Source organism: Moraxella sp. K1664 (assembly GCF_039693965.1).
GTDB lineage: Bacteria > Pseudomonadota > Gammaproteobacteria > Pseudomonadales > Moraxellaceae > Moraxella.
Window position 1 is genome coordinate 2,003,030 of sequence record NZ_CP155576.1, and the last position, 18,747, is coordinate 2,021,776.

Annotated in this window: 16 protein-coding genes and 1 riboswitch; of the genes, 3 read left to right on the plus strand and 13 right to left on the minus strand. The window is 45.0% G+C overall.

Annotated elements, in window-relative coordinates; translation table 11 throughout:
- Positions 1 to 26 precede the first annotated feature (26 nt).
- The 5 genes from AAHK14_RS09900 to AAHK14_RS09920 form a co-directional block, all read right to left on the minus strand.
- A complete protein-coding gene (locus AAHK14_RS09900; protein WP_065256870.1) occupies positions 27 to 2,564 on the minus strand; it encodes an alpha/beta fold hydrolase in 2,538 nt (845 codons plus the stop codon).
- A gap of 99 nt (positions 2,565 to 2,663) precedes the next feature.
- A complete protein-coding gene (locus tag AAHK14_RS09905; RefSeq protein WP_065256869.1) occupies positions 2,664 to 3,515 on the minus strand; it encodes a sel1 repeat family protein in 852 nt (283 codons plus the stop codon).
- Positions 3,516 to 3,672: 157 nt separating this feature from the next.
- Positions 3,673 to 5,523, minus strand: a complete 1,851-nt coding sequence (locus AAHK14_RS09910; RefSeq protein ID WP_065256868.1) for an ABC transporter ATP-binding protein — start codon at positions 5,521 to 5,523, stop codon at positions 3,673 to 3,675.
- Positions 5,524 to 5,706: 183 nt separating this feature from the next.
- A complete protein-coding gene (locus AAHK14_RS09915; RefSeq protein ID WP_065256867.1) occupies positions 5,707 to 6,447 on the minus strand; it encodes an ATP-binding cassette domain-containing protein in 741 nt (246 codons plus the stop codon).
- A gap of 125 nt (positions 6,448 to 6,572) precedes the next feature.
- On the minus strand, positions 6,573 to 7,589 hold the full coding sequence (locus tag AAHK14_RS09920) for an ABC transporter substrate-binding protein (RefSeq protein WP_083108404.1): 1,017 nt from the start codon (positions 7,587 to 7,589) through the stop codon (positions 6,573 to 6,575).
- A gap of 79 nt (positions 7,590 to 7,668) precedes the next feature.
- Positions 7,669 to 7,769, minus strand: a riboswitch (TPP riboswitch).
- A 457-nt stretch (positions 7,770 to 8,226) separates the two neighbouring features.
- Here AAHK14_RS09920 and AAHK14_RS09925 point away from each other — a divergent pair.
- Entirely contained in the window at positions 8,227 to 9,255 is a 1,029-nt protein-coding gene (locus AAHK14_RS09925; protein WP_083108321.1) for an IS110 family transposase, read from the plus strand.
- A gap of 159 nt (positions 9,256 to 9,414) precedes the next feature.
- Here the strand turns inward: AAHK14_RS09925 and AAHK14_RS09930 are convergent, their stop codons facing one another.
- Positions 9,415 to 10,182: an ABC transporter permease gene (locus AAHK14_RS09930; RefSeq protein ID WP_227514645.1), complete on the minus strand. Its 768-nt coding sequence runs from the start codon at positions 10,180 to 10,182 to the stop codon at positions 9,415 to 9,417.
- Between the two features lie 164 nt (positions 10,183 to 10,346).
- Here AAHK14_RS09930 and AAHK14_RS09935 point away from each other — a divergent pair, with 164 nt between their 5' ends.
- Positions 10,347 to 11,204, plus strand: coding sequence for a hypothetical protein (locus AAHK14_RS09935; protein ID WP_065254996.1), 858 nt, complete (start codon positions 10,347 to 10,349; stop codon positions 11,202 to 11,204).
- Positions 11,205 to 11,212: 8 nt separating this feature from the next.
- Here AAHK14_RS09935 and radA read toward each other — a convergent pair whose 3' ends face one another.
- Complete coding sequence (gene radA, locus AAHK14_RS09940) at positions 11,213 to 12,619, minus strand: DNA repair protein RadA (RefSeq protein ID WP_065254995.1); 1,407 nt, start codon at positions 12,617 to 12,619, stop codon at positions 11,213 to 11,215.
- A 367-nt stretch (positions 12,620 to 12,986) separates the two neighbouring features.
- On the opposite strand from radA, the gene sodA reads away from it, so the two are divergent.
- Positions 12,987 to 13,601 carry a superoxide dismutase [Mn] gene (gene sodA / locus AAHK14_RS09945; protein WP_065254994.1) on the plus strand — a complete coding sequence of 205 codons (615 nt, stop codon included), beginning with the start codon at positions 12,987 to 12,989 and terminating at the stop codon, positions 13,599 to 13,601.
- A 256-nt stretch (positions 13,602 to 13,857) separates the two neighbouring features.
- Here sodA and AAHK14_RS09950 read toward each other — a convergent pair whose 3' ends face one another.
- The 6 genes from AAHK14_RS09950 to AAHK14_RS09975 form a co-directional block, all read right to left on the minus strand.
- Entirely contained in the window at positions 13,858 to 14,808 is a 951-nt protein-coding gene (locus AAHK14_RS09950) for an IS3 family transposase (RefSeq protein ID WP_115246899.1), read from the minus strand.
- Positions 14,781 to 15,317: a helix-turn-helix domain-containing protein gene (locus AAHK14_RS09955; RefSeq protein ID WP_065256690.1), complete on the minus strand. Its 537-nt coding sequence runs from the start codon at positions 15,315 to 15,317 to the stop codon at positions 14,781 to 14,783. The genes AAHK14_RS09950 and AAHK14_RS09955 overlap by 28 nt, the downstream gene beginning before the upstream one ends.
- Before the next feature lie 103 nt (positions 15,318 to 15,420).
- Positions 15,421 to 15,912, minus strand: a complete 492-nt coding sequence (locus tag AAHK14_RS09960) for a cytochrome c (RefSeq protein WP_065254868.1) — start codon at positions 15,910 to 15,912, stop codon at positions 15,421 to 15,423.
- A 175-nt stretch (positions 15,913 to 16,087) separates the two neighbouring features.
- A complete protein-coding gene (hemF, locus tag AAHK14_RS09965; protein ID WP_065254867.1) occupies positions 16,088 to 17,065 on the minus strand; it encodes an oxygen-dependent coproporphyrinogen oxidase in 978 nt (325 codons plus the stop codon).
- 121 nt (positions 17,066 to 17,186) lie between these two features.
- The gene (locus tag AAHK14_RS09970; protein ID WP_255518667.1) at positions 17,187 to 17,309 is read right to left on the minus strand and encodes a hypothetical protein; all 123 of its coding nucleotides are present in this window, start codon (positions 17,307 to 17,309) and stop codon (positions 17,187 to 17,189) included.
- 54 nt (positions 17,310 to 17,363) lie between these two features.
- The gene (locus AAHK14_RS09975; RefSeq protein WP_065254866.1) at positions 17,364 to 18,677 is read right to left on the minus strand and encodes a trypsin-like peptidase domain-containing protein; all 1,314 of its coding nucleotides are present in this window, start codon (positions 18,675 to 18,677) and stop codon (positions 17,364 to 17,366) included.
- Positions 18,678 to 18,747 lie beyond the last annotated feature (70 nt).

Sequence of the window (18,747 nt, forward strand, 5' to 3'; positions counted from 1 at the left end):
CTCCCAATCATCAAAAACTTGCCATATTAATTGAGATTGGCGTTTATCTCTTCTTTAATGCTTTTTTCGTTAATATCATCTGTTGTGGATTTCCCACTTTCTTTATCTTGCCCATCTTTCCTGTCTTGCTCGTCTTTTTCGTCATTTGCCACATCTGTTATCTTATGATTGCCGTGACGTGCCAAATGCTCGTGTAGGATTTTACGTAATTGTAAAATGGTTTTGGGGTTTTCGTGAATACTATGTCCGCCTGTGATGACTGTTTCGCTAAACGCTCCATCCAAATGAGAGCTGTCATAGGGAACAATGCCGTCAGAGAGATTTTGCCCGACCAAATTGCCCTGTAAGCCCTCGGCACTGCCAGCACGGTCGCCCATGATGGTGTGATAGGCGACATTGTCATTGATGGTTAGCTCTTTGGTAAGTTTTATAAAGGCGGACTGGTCGGAGAGCTGGCTGGGTCCGTTTTGTAGGTAGAGTGAGCCGATGGCACTGTTTTGGAGTTGGGTGCTGTCCACTTGTCCGCTGTTTATGATGGTGCCAGTCACGGTTTTGGTGATGTCTAGGGGTAGGCGGACGACACGGCGGGCAAAGCGGGTAAACCAGCGGTCGGCATAGTCCGTGCCTGCAAAAGGGGCGGAGATAAACACCGCTGTATCAACCTGTGGCAGGGCGTGTAGGGCAAAGCGGTTGTGAAAATCTTCTTGATAAGTGTCCGCCAGTAGCTGTCTGATTGCGGCATTGTTGTGGGGGCGGATTTGGTTGTTGGTGATTTTATTTAGGTCGCCATCATCCATGCTGTCTATATGCGTGGCATCAACCAATTCGTCCAAATCATCCAATTTTCCCAAATCATCCAATCGGGGCAATAAATCATCATCCGAGACAAGCATTCTTGCCATGATACCACCCATGCTATGCCCGATAATCACGCTATGACGACTGGCGGGGTGAGTGCCGTTGGGGTCGGTGAGTGTGTAGGCGGTGTCGATGACTTCACGGATTTGGTAGCGGTTTTCGAGCATGGGTAGGTTGGTGGCGTAGAACACTTGCCATACTTGGTAGTTATCACGCAGGACGGGGTCAGCAAAGAGATTGTTGGTGAGATTGACCCATGTGGCAGGGCTAGACGCCAAGCCATGTATCATGATGATGACTTTTTGGTTGGGGTCGTAGGGCTTTAGCATGAACAGTTGGGGCAGGGTGGCGGTGTTTTTGTTTAGCATGTTTAAAATGCCCACGCCTTGTAGTTGGTTCTCGGCAAGCCATAGGGCATACCCTGCTGAGAAGTTTGCCGATAGGGGGTAATTTTTGCCCAAAATCTCAACGTCTTTGGTTTTATAAGGGTTGAAAAAATGCACGTCTAGCACGTTTGCTGACAGCACATCGGACAAGTGCGTGCCTTGGGGCTTGACCACGCCTGTTAGGAGCATGTGCCCTGTGGAATGAATGCGACTGGCGATGCTGTCAAGGTCTTGGCTAAGCAGGGGGTTATTTGCTTTGATGTCTTTGGTTGGGTTGTCGGTTGGATTATTGGTTGGGTTATCGGCAGGATTGGCGTTAGGGCTGTCGGTGGCGTGATTGGTGCGTGGTTCGGTGGATGTATTTTGACCAACCAGTTCTCGTAGGGTAATCATTGGGCGGTCGGACAGCACGCCCACATAAGGCACGCCCAGACCTGCCCGGCTACTGGTGGTGTTTAGGTCTGCCAAACGTGAGTCATAAGCTGAGACTAAGTCAGAGAGCAGGTGCTGGTTGTGTGGGTGTTCATCTAGATTTGCCATGTAGTCAGGGTCATTGGCAAGGTAGAGATTGACGGTGATGTCATCGCCGTGGTAGCTGTTGGCAAGGATGTGACCGTAGTCACTGGTAGGGGTGAGATGAAAGCCCTGCTGACGAGCATCGGCAAAAGCCCCGTTTTGGACTTGGTACAGCTCGCCAATCAAGGCGTTGCTCGCCACATGGTACAAGTCCTGAGCCTTGATGTCGCTCTCGGTGACTAGGGGTGATGTGGTCTGTCGTCCTGTTAAGTTATCATAAAACAGATAAGCATAGCTGTGGTTAATGCTTGCCTTGATGGCATCTCGCTTGGCGGATAGGCAGGCGTGACGCTCCTTTTGTTCATCAGCTTGCTCGCTGGCGGATAGGGGGGCATTGGCATAATGGGGGTCTAGCGGTGGACGGGTGGGGCTTTGGCAAGCGTCCTGCTCGCCAAGGCTTAGGGCTTTGGTGTAGTATAACTCGGAGAGTAGGGCAAGGGTGGGTCTGGCGATGTGTTGGTGTTGGCGGTCATTGACGGCAACTTGCGGATTGCCAAAGGCAAGTACTTCTTTGACCTTGTCCAAACAGTCATCAAAGGCATTCATACACTCATCTTGGGTCAGACCTGATGACAGTAAGATGCTGCTTGCCACGGCACTGATTTGTGGGCGGGTGGTGATGTTGGCACGGTGGGTTTCGATGATTTTGGATTGGATTTGTTTGGGCTTGTGAAGCGTGCTACACCCTGTGATGATAAGCGTTAGGGCAAGGCTTAGGGTGCTTAGCGTAAGTTTGGTGCTCATACAGGTCTTGTTGTGTTAATGTCTCCCCAATAATTTTACACAAAAAATCCATCAAAAGGAATGTTTGATGGATTTATTTTTAAAGCATTAGCAAGTATTTTATTGATTGCTGGCTAATTGCAATGGCTTAACATTGATGTTGTCGTTTTTGATGTTCCAAATATAATAACCGCCATTTTCAACGATACGAACCTGCTCGGCAATCTGAGTATTGGTCGGGTGCTGACTTTGTAAGGCTCTTAGGCGAGACAATGCCCCTGCGTGGTTGTCCGCCAGTAGCTCGGCTTGGGCAAGACTTTGCTCGGCTTCCACATAGCCGAGACTGGCAGCTTTTTGTAAGTATTTTTGCCCTTCAATAAAGCCACCGCCTTCACTAATCATCATGCCATATAGGAAATTGGCTTCGGCATTATTGGGGGCGAGATTGACGGCTTTTGCCATGTATTTATTGGCACGTTGGGTATAGTCGGTGCCGATGTTTAAGTTGCGTGCCATGCCGTTGATTTTAGCGGCACGCAAGATGACATCAAGGGTGGCATCATTGGCATTGGCGTAGGGTTCTAGCCAGTCAGAGAGATATTTGATGTTCTCACCTGTGACAAATTCAGTAGTGCGATTGGGGAAATTCGGTGGATAGTGGCGAGCATTGGGCGAGACATCGTCAATAAAATCATCAATCAGGCTCACATCAAGGCGGGTACTACCGCTTTGGTTGGCATTGATGGTAATGGTGGGAATACGATTGATGTTAGAGATATTGGCATTGATGGATGGCACGCCTGCCACAGACTGACCAAGTAGATTGGCGGTGTTGGCGTGGGAGATGGGCGTGGTTAGTTCACCACGCATGGCAGGGGCGATGCCTGTTTGGATGTTTAGTTGAGCCATGGCAGGCAGGGCGGTCAAGGCGATGGCACCAAGTGCTACTTTGTAAAAGGGTAGGGTTTTCATGGGGTTCTCTTTTAAAAATCTTAAAAATAAAATCAAGGTAAATTTTAAAAATTATAAGAAATTTACCTTAATCATCTATATGTATTGGGCGTTGTTTTGGTGGTAAATTGTTACAGGGTTGTCGGTTGTGTTACACTGTGTAGTTGAGTATGTTTGCTTACATCTCACCCAAAAATCCGCCCGACTGTCTTGCCCATAGGTTGGCATAAATCCCGTCTTGGGCGATGAGTTCGTCATGACTGCCCATCTCGATAATCTCGCCCTTGTCCATGACCACGAGCTTATCAAGGCTGGCGATGGTTGAGAGACGGTGAGCGATGGCAATGACCGTTTTACCTTTCATCATCTCATCTAGGCTCTGGGTGATGGCGTGTTCCACTTCGCTGTCTAGGGCAGAGGTTGCTTCATCAAGCAGTAAGATGGGGGCGTTTTTGAGCATGACCCGAGCGATGGCGATACGCTGACGCTGACCGCCTGAGAGTTTCACGCCACGTTCGCCCACTTCGGTGTCAAGTCCGGTGTTGCCATGTTTGTCTTCTAAGGTTTGAATAAAATCCCATGCGTGGACGAGGCGTGCCGCTGCGATGATTTCATCATCGGTGGCATCAGGTCTGCCATAGGCGATGTTCTCACGCACGGTGCGGTGCAGTAGGGCGGTGTCTTGGGTGACCATGCCGATGTTTTGGCGTAGTGATGTCTGAGTGACAGCACTGATGTCCTGCCCATCAATGCTGATACTGCCCCCATTCACGTCATAAAAACGCAGTAATAGATTGACAAGGCTAGACTTACCTGCTCCCGAGCGACCGACCAAGCCGATTTTCTCGCCTGCTTGAATGGCTAAGTTGAACTTATCAAATAGGGCGGTTCTGTCTTCGCCACGCCCGTAGTTAAAGGTTACGTCTTTAAACGCAATCTCGCCCCGTGCTACCACAAGCTCGCCAGCATCAGCCCTATCCGTGATGGCGTGGGGCGTGGTTAGTGTTCTCATGCCATCTTGCACCGTGCCGATATGCTCAAACAGGCTTGCCATCTCCCACATAATCCACTGAATCATGCCTTTTAGACGCAGGGCGATACCACTTGCCACCGCAATCGCCCCCACGCTTACTTCGCCCATCATCCACAGGTACACGCCGATGGCGGTACTACCGACTATCATAATCAGTGAGAGCGTCTCGGTCGTCGTCCCTAGTATGGACACCCACCGCATTTGGGCATGGACGGTGGTCATGAACTCGCTCATGGCGGATTTGGCGTAGGACAGCTCACGATTAGAATGACTAAACAGCTTGACCGCACTGATGTTGGCATAAGCATCAGTCACACGTCCTGTCATCAAGGCACGAGCGTCGGCTTGGTTGCTGGCGGTCTCACGCAGGCGGGGCAAGAAAAATTTCATCATACACGCCACACAAATCAGCCACGCCACAAACGGCAAAAACAGCCAAATATCCAGCCCTAATAAAATCACGCCACTGGTTACCAAATACGCCACGACAAACGATACCATCTCTGCCATTGTCATAATCGTATCACGCACCGACAGGGCGGTTTGCATGACTTTGGCGGAGACACGCCCTGAGAACTCATCATGATAAAACTGCATGGACTGCCCGAGCATGTGCTTATGAAACCACCACCGCAGTCGCATCGGCATGACCCCTTGTAACACTTGAAAGCGGATTAAGTTGCCGATAAATTCGCCAAAAATGGACAACACGCACAGCCCCAAAATCAGTGTAATGGTCGCCCCTTTTTCTTGCCATAGAGTCTCGGGGGTATAGACGGTCAGCCAGTCCACGACATCGCCCGCCCATGCAAACAACAGCGAGCTAAATATCCCAAGCAGTATCGACAGCACGATACGCACCCCAATCCAAAATCTCGCCCCTTCGGTACACGCCCACAAAAACGCAAAAAACCCACGCTGACTGGGGTCGGGGGTAGGCATGGGACTGTCGGGGTAGGGGTTTAGGCGGTTTTCAAAGTAGCGAAATAAAGACATGGTTATTATTTATAAATTATTAAAGGGAAAAGTAGTAAATTGCAAGGGTCTAATGTGGGGTTTGTGGGAGTATTATTCAATATCAAAATTTTAAAAATACGTTTTTAAAAATGGAAAACTAAGAGTAAAATTTAATTTGGTGTGGGCTGGGTGTTATTGGGGTATTTAAATCCATACAACCACTTAACCCTGTATCGCCCTAAGCACATCTTGTTTTAGGTTTAGGTATTCCACACTTTGCAAAAAATGTGGCGATTTATCAATGATAAAATGATGAGCCAGCGTGGCAGGAAATCCCTTTAATACATACAATTCATCCGCCAAATAAATCGCTTCATCAATGTCATGCGTGATAATCAGGCAAGTTAGCCCCTTGTCTTTTTGAAACTTCCCAAACCAGTCATACATCTGATTTTTGGTAACAAAATCCAGTGCCGAAAATGGCTCATCTAAAAGCATAAGGCTATCATTACTTAGATACGTGCGAAGTAGTGCCACTCGCTGACGTTGTCCGCCTGAGAGCTGAGCAGGGTATTTGTGGTATAACTCATCAAGCCCAAAGGCAGGTAGTAGGGGCATGATTTTGTCATGAATGGCGGATTTTGGCAGGTTTTGTAAGGTCAAAGGCAAGGCAATGTTGTCATATACACTTTTAAAGGGCAACAACAAATCCTTTTGGAGCATATACCCCACGCCCCCTGCCTGCCCTGTGCTGTCCTTGCCGTCTATCAAGACCTTACCTGATTTTGGCATGATAAGCCCTGAGGCGATGTTAAACAAAGTCGTCTTACCCACGCCACTTGCCCCAACAATGGCAACGATTTTGCCTTGATAAATGGTTAAATTCAACTTGGCAAATAATGGCTTATCATCAAATTCATGATGAATATCAACAAGTTGCAATTTGGCGGTTGGGGTGGTCATGGGGTGTCCTTTTTATAGTGAGTATTTGAAATCGCATTAGGGTTAAGATAGAACGTACAAAGGGCGTGTGCAACACGCCCCTACACAAATATTGCTTAGATTAGTTAATCACAAAATCAATATCATCATTTTGCATCATTAGGCAAATAATCGTTGCTAACCCCTGCTTGCGGGGCGAATGGCTTATCAATGAGTTTATTATCGTATACCCATTTAAAGAAATTGTCCCAGCGATTATAATCAAACCGCCCCCAACTGCCGTCTTCTGCCAGATATTGCCCTGACATATATTGCTGACTGGCTTTGGCAAGCTCGGGGTTAATCTCGGGGGCGTGCTTGATAAGAATCTTAGCACTTTCATCGGCGTGCTGACTGGCATAGGTGTAGCCTTGACTGATGGCGGTCATGGCTTTTTTGTAGCGTTCAGGGTCTTTTTGTAGCTCGTTGCTGTTGGCGATGATAACGGGCGAATAATAGTCAAACACAGGGTTTGAGTCTTTTAGATAAAAGAAATTGGTCTCCACGCCTTTGAGTCCTGCGTGAATGCCGTCCCAACTATAATACGCCAAAATATAGTCAAATTGGTTCATACGCAAGGCGGTTGTTGCGTCCGTACTCTCCCCAGGGATTGGGTTTAGTGGCTCACCGACAAGGCTTGCCACCGTCTTGTCGTCCACAGGGTCTTCCCACGTTGAGTAGCGTTTGCCGTGCAAGTCTTTTGGCGTGGTTGCTCCTAATGATTTGAGCGACAACAGCCCTGCGTTGTTGTGCTGAACGATGGCTCCGATGGCGGTAATCGGCTCGCCTTTGTTTAGGCGTTTGACCATGTTCGGCTGAAAATACACGCCCAAATCGGCACGCTCGTTCGCCACCAATGTGGACGTACTGTCTTCGGACGGCTGAACGATTTTGGCATCAAAGCCTTGCTCGGCAAAATAGCCCTTATCCAGTGCCACATACAGCCCAGTGTGGTTGGTGTTGGGCACCCAGTCTAGGGCGATGATAAGCTCTTGCTTTTCGGTTTTGGCAGGGTCTTGGGCGGGCTTGGCGGACGTGTCGGCAGGTTTGTTACACCCCGCCACACATAGGCTTACTCCAAGGGCGATGACGGATAATAATTTTGGGCTTAACTGAGCTAACATAACAACTCCATTCAATGTCAATAAAAAACCCTTGGGGTAACCCAAAGGCAAATACAGTCAAGCCGACAAAAACATGAGGTAAATCACGCATTTAGTTTCCTACGCCAGTATTAACTGTATCAGGTTCACGGGTATTATCTCAGCTTTTTGGTTAAATAAAAAGCACCCCGACTAAGGTTTTTATTATAAATGAAATGGGTGGTTTTGGCAATGGTTTTTAAGGGGTTAATTGGGGGTTTGATTTGATGGTATTATTTAAAGGCATTTTAAATTTAAAATTTAGTATTGCAAGGTGCGTACCACACACCTTTTAAATAAAATAATATATTGGTGCGTGATACAAACCCTAACACCTATCAATAATTTTTACAAATTATTTTATAAATAATTTAAAATAACCCTTAATATAAATCATGCTAATTTTTAAAAATAAAAAATCATTTGGCAGTAGTTCAAAAAGTATGCCAAACCAGGTTTTCCGTTCGCCCTTGTATCAACCCAACACCAAACCTAGATTATCTGCTAGAATGTTGTTGGGTTATACAAGCAAAGAGAACACGGGTTCGCCCTTAGTGTCTTAACACTGGTGCTCAGATGGTGTCCTTTGCTTGTCATCTTAACTCTGAATGGTATCTAAGTGCGTTTATTAAAACAGACACTGCATAAACAAGGCAAGAGACAGATGATACACTATATTGGCATAGACATCAGCAAAGCAAAGTTTGATGTTGCATTTATAAACCCAAGCACAAATAAAGTAAAAACCAAGGTTTTTAACAACAACAAAGCAGGCTTTGATTTACTGCTTGCTTGGTTAAAAACCAATGTCAGCAATCATCTTGATGAGCTACACATCATCCTAGAAGCAACAGGGGTTTATCATGAACACCTAAGTGAGTTTCTTGATGATAATAATATCAAGCAAAGCATTGTCAATCCTAACTATGTCCGCAAATTTGCAGACAGTTTGGGGGTAATCCATAAAACTGATAAAAAAGACAGCATTATTTTATCAAGGTATGGTTATAGCCACAAGCCTGAGGTTTGGGTAGCACCTAGCATTGAAGCCAAACAGCTAAAAGCTCTATTGGCTCGCTTAGAAGCACTCAAAGAAGATTTGCAACGAGAGCAAAACCGACAAGAGTTGCTCTTATCACCCAATCTGCCCGATTTGGTTAAAGCATCCATGCAAACAGTCATCAGTGTCCTTCAAGAGGAAATTGCCAAACTCACCAAAGACATTGATGACTTTGTTGACAAACAACCAAGTTTAAAGCAAGACAAAACCTTACTTGAAACCATTGACGGCATTGGTTCTGTTATTGCCAAAGAAGTGGTATGCTTAATACATACCAAACAATTTAAAAAAGCCTCACAGATGGCTTCGTTTTTAGGCTTAATACCCAAACAAAGACAGTCAGGTGTCTTTAAGGGAGCAACCAAACTGTCCAAACAAGGGCAAGTCTCTTTGCGTGCTAAGCTGTATATGTCTGCAATGAGTGCCATTCGTTATAATAGCACCATTAAGGCATTTTATGAACGATTACAACAAAACGGTAAAACCAAAATGCAAGCCTTATGTGCTTGTATGCGTAAATTGGTACATATCTGTTTTGGTGTTATCAAAACCCAAACATCCTTTGAGCAACAAGTATCTTTAAGTTAGTTTGTAAGATACTAGATACCAGATACTTAAAAAACCATTGACTTAGGTGGGGTATCATGGTATCTGAGCTATGCCTGCGGGTGGCGGAAAACCGTTATGGTTCGACAGGCTCACCACGAACGGTTTTCTTAATAGCATACTTTTTAAACCAGAACCAAATCATTTTAAATATTGATATTTTAATACTTGTCTTTCAATCAATTTAACACTTGCCAATAATACAAGCGTTAAAAAACTGATAAAAAATATCACCGCAAACATATTATCCAGCTCATACGATTTTCGCACACGGGTCATATAGACCCCAAGCCCATGATAACCACCAAGCCATTCTGCCACCACCGCCGAGATAAGGGCATAAGACAACGCCACTTTTAATCCTGTAAAAAAATATCCCATGGCGGACGGTATTTTTAGATGGCGGTAAGTTTGATAATGGCTTGCTTTTAATGAACGAAAAAGATTTAATTGCTCTTTTTGTACCGAATTATAGCCGTCCACAAGTGCAATCGTCATGGGGAAAAATACCGACAGCACCACCAGCACCACTTTTGGTAATATACCATAGCCAAGCCAAATCACCAATAACGGAGCGATGGCGATGGTTGGAATGGTTTGGTTGAGCAGTAAAACAGGGTAAACGATTTCTTTAAATTTTTTGGAAAAATCCATTAAAATGGATAATACAAAACTTAGTAAAAGCCCAATAACCGTTCCCAAAAATGCCGTCATCAGCGTATATTTGGCATGACCCATGAGTAAATAAAAATCATCAATAAACGCCTTAATGATTTGTATAGGCGATGGCAATAAATAATCAGGAATAAAACCAAACCCAATGACCGCCTGCCAAGCAACCAATAAGACAATAACAAGGCTATATTGTGTGCCAAATAACATCAATCGTGAGAGCCAAGAGGGTTGCATAATGATTTGCCAAAAGTTATAATATAAAAAATTATACGATAAAGACAGCCAAACCGTCAAGTTGATTTTATGGTTTGGGTTGTATTTATTTAAAAAACCATTACACCATAGTCCAATATTAAAACCATATAAGACCATCTATGACAAAGATTTAACAGATAATTATGTTAAGAAAAATCATATTTAATACATTAAATCTTGCCGTAAAAAATTTGACTTTATGGCAATTTATTATTGCCAATCTTTTATTGATTGGTATGTTATTTTTAATAAGTCAATTTAAATTTTTATACTGGCAAGTGATATTTTTTGCATTTTTATTTCTGCCTTTATTGAGTTTTATTTTGGCAATTAACAACCAAAAATATTCTCATAAATGGCTAAAACATTTATCCGCAAGTTTATGGACAATTGGTCTTTTTATTTTTATTAATATCAAAAATCAAGGAGAGATTGACTTATCATCTGTTTTATTTACATTGGCATTTTTTGCGTTCTTTTTCTTTATTCAGCATTTTTTAATTTTATACACCCAAAATAGCAAGCCAACCAATACACTATTATTTGTTATTTTAATGGCAGTTGCAACTCTAATGGATTTTTTTAGCAACATTGGCTTGCTTGGAGCAATACTGACACCTATCATCACCATTGGGCTTGTTATTTGGACGGCTCGGCTTATTTTAACTAAGCAATTTATTTTACGCCATTGTATCAATATGATAGTGGGGACATTGTTTGTCATTGGCTCTGAATTTAATGCCAATTATCAAAACACTAAATCACAAACTGACGGTCAAGCCCTTGCCAAAGAAATTACAGAATACCACAAAATTCACCAAACTTACCCAAATAAAGAAAGCCTAATCATCAATAACCCAAAAGTCCGTTATCATCATTGGCATTCTGAACCAGACAAAAAATCCCACGCAATGCTTTATTATTCAGATTTTAAAATGCCTTATTGTCGTTATTTTTATGATTTTGAAAAACAGGCGTGGAGTGAAGATTGCAAGGATTAATTTTATATCTACGCAAGCTCAAACGCCCTTATCAACGCATCATCTAGTCTATCCACGGCAATGATGTTTATTTTGGCAAAATTTTTATCGCCTGTTTTGGGAGCGTTGGCTTTGGGGATAATGGCGTGGGTAAAGCCGTGCTTCATTGCTTCTTTTAGGCGTTCTTGACCGTTTGGCACAGGGCGAATCTCGCCAGATAGTCCCACTTCACCAAAGACACACAGCCGTGCAGGGAGCGGTTTTTCCTTAATGCTGGACGCACAGGCAATCAGCACCGCCAAATCCGAGCCTGTCTCCATGACCTTGACCCCGCCCACGACATTGACATACACGTCCTGACCGCTTGTGTAGATACCGCCATGACGGTGCATGACCGCAAGGAGCATGGACAGGCGTTGATAATCAAGCCCCAACGCCATACGTCTGGGCTGACCTTGTGAGTCGTCCACCAACGCTTGAACTTCCACAAGCAAAGGGCGTGTGCCTTCACGGCTGACCATGACCACCGACCCTGCAATGGGCTTGTCATATCGGCTCAAAAAAATGGCGGACGGATTGGCAACTTCCTTTAAGCCTGTATCAGTCATGCCAAAAATACCCAGTTCATTGACCGCCCCAAAACGGTTTTTTACCGCACGAATCATTCTAAATCGGCTATCGGACTCGCCTTCAAAATACAGCACCGTATCCACCATGTGTTCTAGCACACGAGGCCCTGCCAACGCCCCTTCTTTGGTAACGTGTCCCACCAAAAACAGTGCTGTGCCTGTCTGCTTGGCATAGCGTGTCAAGACGGCGGCGGATTCACGGATTTGAGCGACACCCCCAGGGGCGGACTGTATGGCTTCGGTAAAAAGCGTCTGGATTGAGTCAATGACGGCAATGGCGGGCTGTTCGGCGGTGAGAGCCATGCAAATGGTCTCAACGTTGGTCTCGGCAAGCACCCTTAGGCGGTCGGTCGGTAGCCCAAGTCGCACCGCACGCATGGCAACCTGCGACAGGCTCTCTTCGCCTGTGATATATAAAGCCGAGCCAGCGAGCGAGTCGCTACTTGCCATGTTAATGGCGGTCTGCAAAAGGATTGTGGATTTGCCGATACCCGGGTCGCCCCCAATCAGCACCACCGAGCCTGCCACAAGCCCACCGCCAAGCACACGGTCAAACTCGCCCAAGCCCGTGGGCATACGAGTTTCTAGCGAAAAGCCGACATTGGCAAGGGTCATGACCCCAGAGCTGTCGCCTGCATAGTTGGCGGTTTTTGGAGCGGATTTGGCGGTGGTTTTTTTGTGGTGAGGCATGGCGACATTGGGGGCTTCGGTGAGCGTGTTCCATTCGCCACAGTCGGCACATTGCCCTGACCATTTTCCGTAATTGGCTCCACAGGATTGGCAGACGTAAGAGGATTTTTTTGCCATGATGAGTGTGTGTTAAAATTTGGGGTATTGTAGCATTTTTATTTGAAGCATGGTAAAAATTATGCAAAAGATGATTGTATTTTTATGGGTTTTTAAAAACTTCAACCCTAGTATTTATAGGGGTTTATTTTTAGTTTGGAAGGAGATCTGTTTTATAAAATGTAAAGATGTTATCAATGTTCAAAAAACCCCATTATCAGTGATAAAATAAGTACTGATTTTGTTTTGATAATGATAATTATTTATTAGATTGGTTTTTTGTAAACTGATAAAATAGCACTTGAAATTTGCCAATTTTGCCTTTATATTGATGGGACAAATCAATGATTTGTACAAACATTAACCCTAATTTTATTAAGGAATTATCATGTCTTTTACCCTGCCTGAGCTAGGTTACAGCTATGACGCATTAGAGCCACATTTTGACAAAGAAACCATGGAAATCCACCATTCTCGCCATCATCAAGCGTATGTCAATAACGCCAACGCTGCCCTAGAAGGCACTGAATGGGCGGACAAATCTGCCGAAGAAGTCATCGCCAATCTATCTGCACTGCCTGCCGACAAACAAACTGCCGTCCGTAACAACGCAGGCGGACACGCCAACCACAGCCTATTTTGGACAGTCCTAAAAACAGGCACAGAGCTAAAAGGCTCGCTAAAAGACGCCATCGTGCGTGATTTTGGCTCAGTAGAAGCATTCCAAGAGCAATTTGAAAAAGCCGCCGCCACTCGCTTTGGCTCGGGCTGGGCGTGGTTGGTTAAGCAAGGCGACAAACTTGCCGTTGTCTCAACTGCCAATCAAGACAGCCCACTGATGGGTAAAGACGTGGCAGGCTGTGAAGGCACGCCAATCATCGGTCTTGACGTGTGGGAACACGCTTATTACCTAAAATACCAAAACAAACGCCCAGACTACATCAAGGCATTTTGGAATGTGGTAAACTGGGACAAAGCCCAAGAAAACTTTGATAAGGCATAATTTATAAACATGATTATTTTTAAATAATTATTGCTTTAAAAATAAAAACAAGCTCAAATTGGGCTTGTTTTTTATTGGTAATTAATATTATTGATTAATGATGTCTTTGAGTGAAGTTGTAGGGGTGTGCTGTGCATGCCCTGAATATCAACGTATCATCAAGGGTGTGTGCAACACACCCCTACGAGTCCTGTGGTAAGATAAACACTTGGGCGAATCTGAACCGACCCCCAAATCTTAGACATAAGATTAAAGGTTAGGTTGTTGCAAGTGGTTGTATTAACCCTAATTGGACTAAGTTTCTGTACTTAACAGGACTTAGTCCTTTTAATTTGCTCTTTATTCTATCATGATTGTAGTAGTGTATGTACTCATCAATCACTTGTTTAAGTTCATCTGTTGATGTAAATGTGGTTGTCTCATAAAATATCTCTTGTTTTAGCGTACCAAAGAAGCTCTCTATCACAGCATTATCCAAACAATTGCCTTTTCTTGACATGCTTTGGGTTAAGCCTTGTTCTTTTAGGGTTTGTTGATACTGGTGCATTTGATAGTGCCAGCCTTGGTCTGAATGAATGATGGGTTTGTCATCCATCTTTTCTTGGCTTAGCTTGGATAGGGCATCATTTAACATCTCTTTGACCAACTCATACGTTGGTCTGTCCTTCATCGTATAACTGACAATCTCACCATTAAACAAGTCGATGATGGGCGATAGGTAGAGTTTTCTTTGAATGACACTGCCATCATTTGCCTTGTCTTGTACTTTAAACTCTGTGATGTCTGTTGCCCACTTTTGATTGGGTTTGTCTGCTTTAAAGTCTCTTTTGAGTATATTGTCCTGAATGGTATCTTTGCCCATTGTGCCTTTGTAAGTATTAAACTTACGTTGACGACGAACCAATGCTTTGAGTCCAAGTTTAGCCATCAGTCGTTGCACTCGTTTATGATTAATGACCATGCCTTTTTGGGCAAGCTGATTGTTAAGCTCTGATGTGATTCTACGATAACCATACCTGCCCTTGTGTTGGTGGTAGATGTGGTTAATGTGTTCTTTTAAGTCAAGGTCTTTGTCAGGCTTTGTACTTTGACGAATGTGGTAATAAAACACACTTCTTGGCAAGTTTGACACTGCCAATAAGTCAGCAAGTTTGTGCTTATGCCTTAATTCTTGGATGATCAGGACTTGTTCTTTGTTTGTACTGATTGTTCCTTTTGACGAATTAAGGCATCTAGCTTTTTTAGATAGTCATTCTCTGCTCTAAGATAGGCAAGTTCATCAAGCAAATCATCCACACTTTTTTCGTGGTCTTGTTTGGTTTTCCAAGTTGATTTGGTTTTATTAGCGTTGTGTTTGTTTGACATTGCTTTTTTGCCTTTGGGTTTGGGTATTAGTCCCATTATACCAAAGGCTTGGTAGGACTTTAACCAAGTTGACAGTAAAGAAGGTTGTGGCAGATTAAGCTCTATGGCAAGTTGTGTAAGCGATTTGCCCTGTTGTATGGCTTGAACGGCATTAAGCTTAAAATCTGTGTCATAGACAGCCTTTGTGTGTCGTCTTTTTATGCCATCAATGCCATGTGCTTGATAGAGTTTAACCCATAGCTCTACGGTTGTGTGGTTTAGATTAAAGTGTTTGGCGGTTTGTTTGTAGCCATGATGATTAAGATAATACCCAATCACAGACAGTTTAAAGTCGGTTGTGTATTTTGCCATAAAAAGCACCCCAAAGGTTAGTGTGTCTAACTTTTGGGGTGCGGTTCAGATTTGCCCTTAAAATTATTTAAAAGTTTATTGATCAACAATTAACAATCAACAATCACTTTTTATAAACCTTATGGCAACTGCCACAGTTTTCTGCCATGGCTCCAAAGGCGGTGTGAACATCATCAGCACTTTGGGCAGTGGCAGCGACTGCCACAAGGTTTTGGGTGGCAGCATCAAACTCGTCTTTTTTGGTTTGAAAGCCTGCCGCATCTGACCATACAGCGTCCTGAGAGTCGCCTTTGGCATTGGCATCATTAAAGTGCGTCCACATTTGGACGGTGCTACCACTGATGAATTCAGCTTGCTCTTTAAAGGTGGCGGCATCAAAATTGGCAGGGTTTTCCATCATGCCTTTTAAGATATCATTGGCAGCACGCCAGTCTTGCATTAGGTCTTGGCGGGCTTTGACATCGGGTGATGTTGCTGAGCTAGCACCAGCAGGGGCTTTGTCGCCACAAGCAGTCAGGGCAAGGGCGGTTAGGGCGATGAGACCAAAAGATTTTACCGATTGCAATTTTAGAGATTTCAATTTTGCTGATTTCATGGGGCTTTCTATCAAGGTGGCTTGGTATTTGACAAAAAAGAATTGGCAAAAACCAATTCTTTTTTATTATTCATGAGTTTATACAAACTAATATAAATATATCACAAGCCTTTGATGATTTCAAACGTCATTGCATAAAAGTACACAAAGTTACATTTGATAACAAAGCGGGCGTTTATGATTTACCCATCAAACCAAGCCAATCTCTGGGCTTTAAATAAAAGTCGGTCAGTTCAAACTCTGGCGTGCCTGCCACGGGTTCGTAGCGATATGCCCAGCTTGCCAAAGGGGGCATGGACACCAAAATAGACTCGGTGCGACCATTGGACTGCAAGCCAAACAGCGTGCCACGGTCATAGACAAGGTTGTACTCAACGTACCGCCCACGGCGATACAGCTGAAAGGCACGTTCATCGGCGGTGTAGGGTCGGTGTTTGTTATTTTCAAAAATAGGAATGATGCCATCGATGTAACCTTGTCCCACTGCTTGCATAAAGGCAAAGCATTTTTCAAAATCCCAGCCTTGGGTAGTGGTGTTTAGGTCGTCATAAAACAGTCCACCCACGCCACGGCATTCGCCACGATGTTTTAGGTAAAAATAGTCATCGCACCACGCTTTAAAAGTCGGATAAACATCATCGCCAAAAGGCTGGCACAGCTTGTGAGCGATGGTGTGCCAATGTACGACATCATTCATTATAGGGTAAAAGGGGGTTAAATCAAATCCGCCCCCAAACCACCAAATCGGCTTACCACCATCGGCAGGCGTGGCGACAAACAAGCGAACGTTGGCATGACTGGTTGGGACGTGGGGGTTTTTGGGGTGGACGACCAAAGACACGCCCATCGCCTGTGCGGTCGCTCCTGCCAGTTGGGGGTGGCGTTCACTGGCAGATGGGGGCAGGTTGCGGATGTGAATGTGGCTAAACATCACGCCCGCCTTTTCGATGACCACGCCATCAGAGAGTACGTTTGAGCGACCGCCACCGCCATCGGGGCGTTCCCAGACATCACTGATGAATCTGGCAGAGCTTGCCCCATCAACACCACCTGCGTGTTCTTGGGCTTCTAGGGCTTGACAGATGTTGTCTTGTAAGGTTAATAAAAATCGGCGGACGGCTAGGATTTTATCGTCATCGATGTGTTCGCTCATGATGTTCTCGTGGTTTGTAAATGATGGATAAATAGTAAGGCTTTATTTTAAAAATTCAACAAAAAACTAGGGCGTGCCTACCATTGATAACATTTTTAAAAATAAGATGAAATTTAACACTTTAATTCATTTTTGCATGAAAAATGGCTAAATCTGGTTTTTCATCGTCAAAAGCTCGTTTGATAGAATAACCATCAAACTTCACTTTTTCCTTGAAAAACGGGCGATTTTTCTCATTTTTCATGGCAAATATCAAAGGCGGGCACGCCCTAATACCAAGATTGGGTTTGGTTTGCCATCAACGTCCGTGCATGCGGTTTAACTGATTAAACAGCTCATTAAGATAAGCACGCTCTTCGGAGCTTAGAGAGCGACTGCCTTGTTGGCTGTTTTGGCGGTTGTTGCCACGACTGGGGCGTTCGCCGACGGTGATGGTAAGCTCATGCTCATCGTCACCACGCTTGACTACAGCATCAAGTGTGCTGTCGGGAGCCTTGGCAGAGACGATACCGATGAGTGTGTTGGCGTTGTCAATGGTTTTGCCATCAAGTGACAGCACCACATCGCCTGCCTGTAGACCTGCCTTGCCTGCTGGGCTATCTGTCATGACATTGGCGATGACCACGCCTTCGTGAGTGGTGAGATTGGTGGGGTTCTCCCTGACAGGGGCAATCTCCACGCCAAGCCAGCCACGGCTGACCCTGCCAGTGCTAATTAGCCCGTTCATGACCTGCTCAACAATGGTGGTGGGAATGGCAAAGCCGATCCCCATCGAACCGCCAGAGCGAGAGTAGATGACGGTGTTAATGCCAACCAATGCCCCATTGGCGTCCACCAAGGCACCGCCTGAGTTACCAGGATTGATGGCGGCGTCGGTCTGAATGAAGTCTTCAAAGGTGGTCAGACCCAGTCCAGAGCGACCTGTGGCAGAGATGATACCTTGGGTGACGGTCTGACCCACGCCAAAGGGATTGCCAATGGCAAGTGCAACATCGCCCACACGAATGGGTTCACGGCGAAAAGCGAGTGGAACTAGGTTGTCCATCTCAACCTTAATCACCGCCAAATCACTCTCCACGTCCGCCCCCACGATGGTCGCCCGTGCCTTACGCCCGTCATTTAAGGCGACGGTAATCTCATCGGCTTGTTCGATGACGTGGGCGTTGGTGACGATATAGCCGTCTTTGGAGACAATCACGCCCGAACCCAGACTGCTCGCCCCCCTGTCAATCTCTTGCCCTTGCCCATAGTATTCAAAAAACTGCTCTAACACAGGGTCGCCCATATAAGGGTTTTGCACTCTTTGGGTGGTGTAGATATTGACCACGGACAGGCTGGCTTGGGTGACCGCGTCATGATAAGAATCTACCGTGGGGGCGGTGTCGGGGTTGTTGTGGGCTTTGGGCGTGGCAAGGGTGGGTTGCCATACCTGCTCGCTTGATTGCGTGTTTGGGGCGATTTGTTCGGCTTTGGGAGCTTGGCTTTGGGTGGTTAGGGGCGTGGCGTTGTGCTTGGCGACCAATAGCACCAAAGCTGTGGCTAAGGCTAGGGCAATCAGCCATGGCAGAATAACCCAAATGCTTGCCCCTGTTTGACGGTGAGTGTTGTTCATGATTTTCCTAAAATTGTTTTGATAAAATAAAGTATATGTCAATCTCAACTTAAAATGATAACTTATTGAT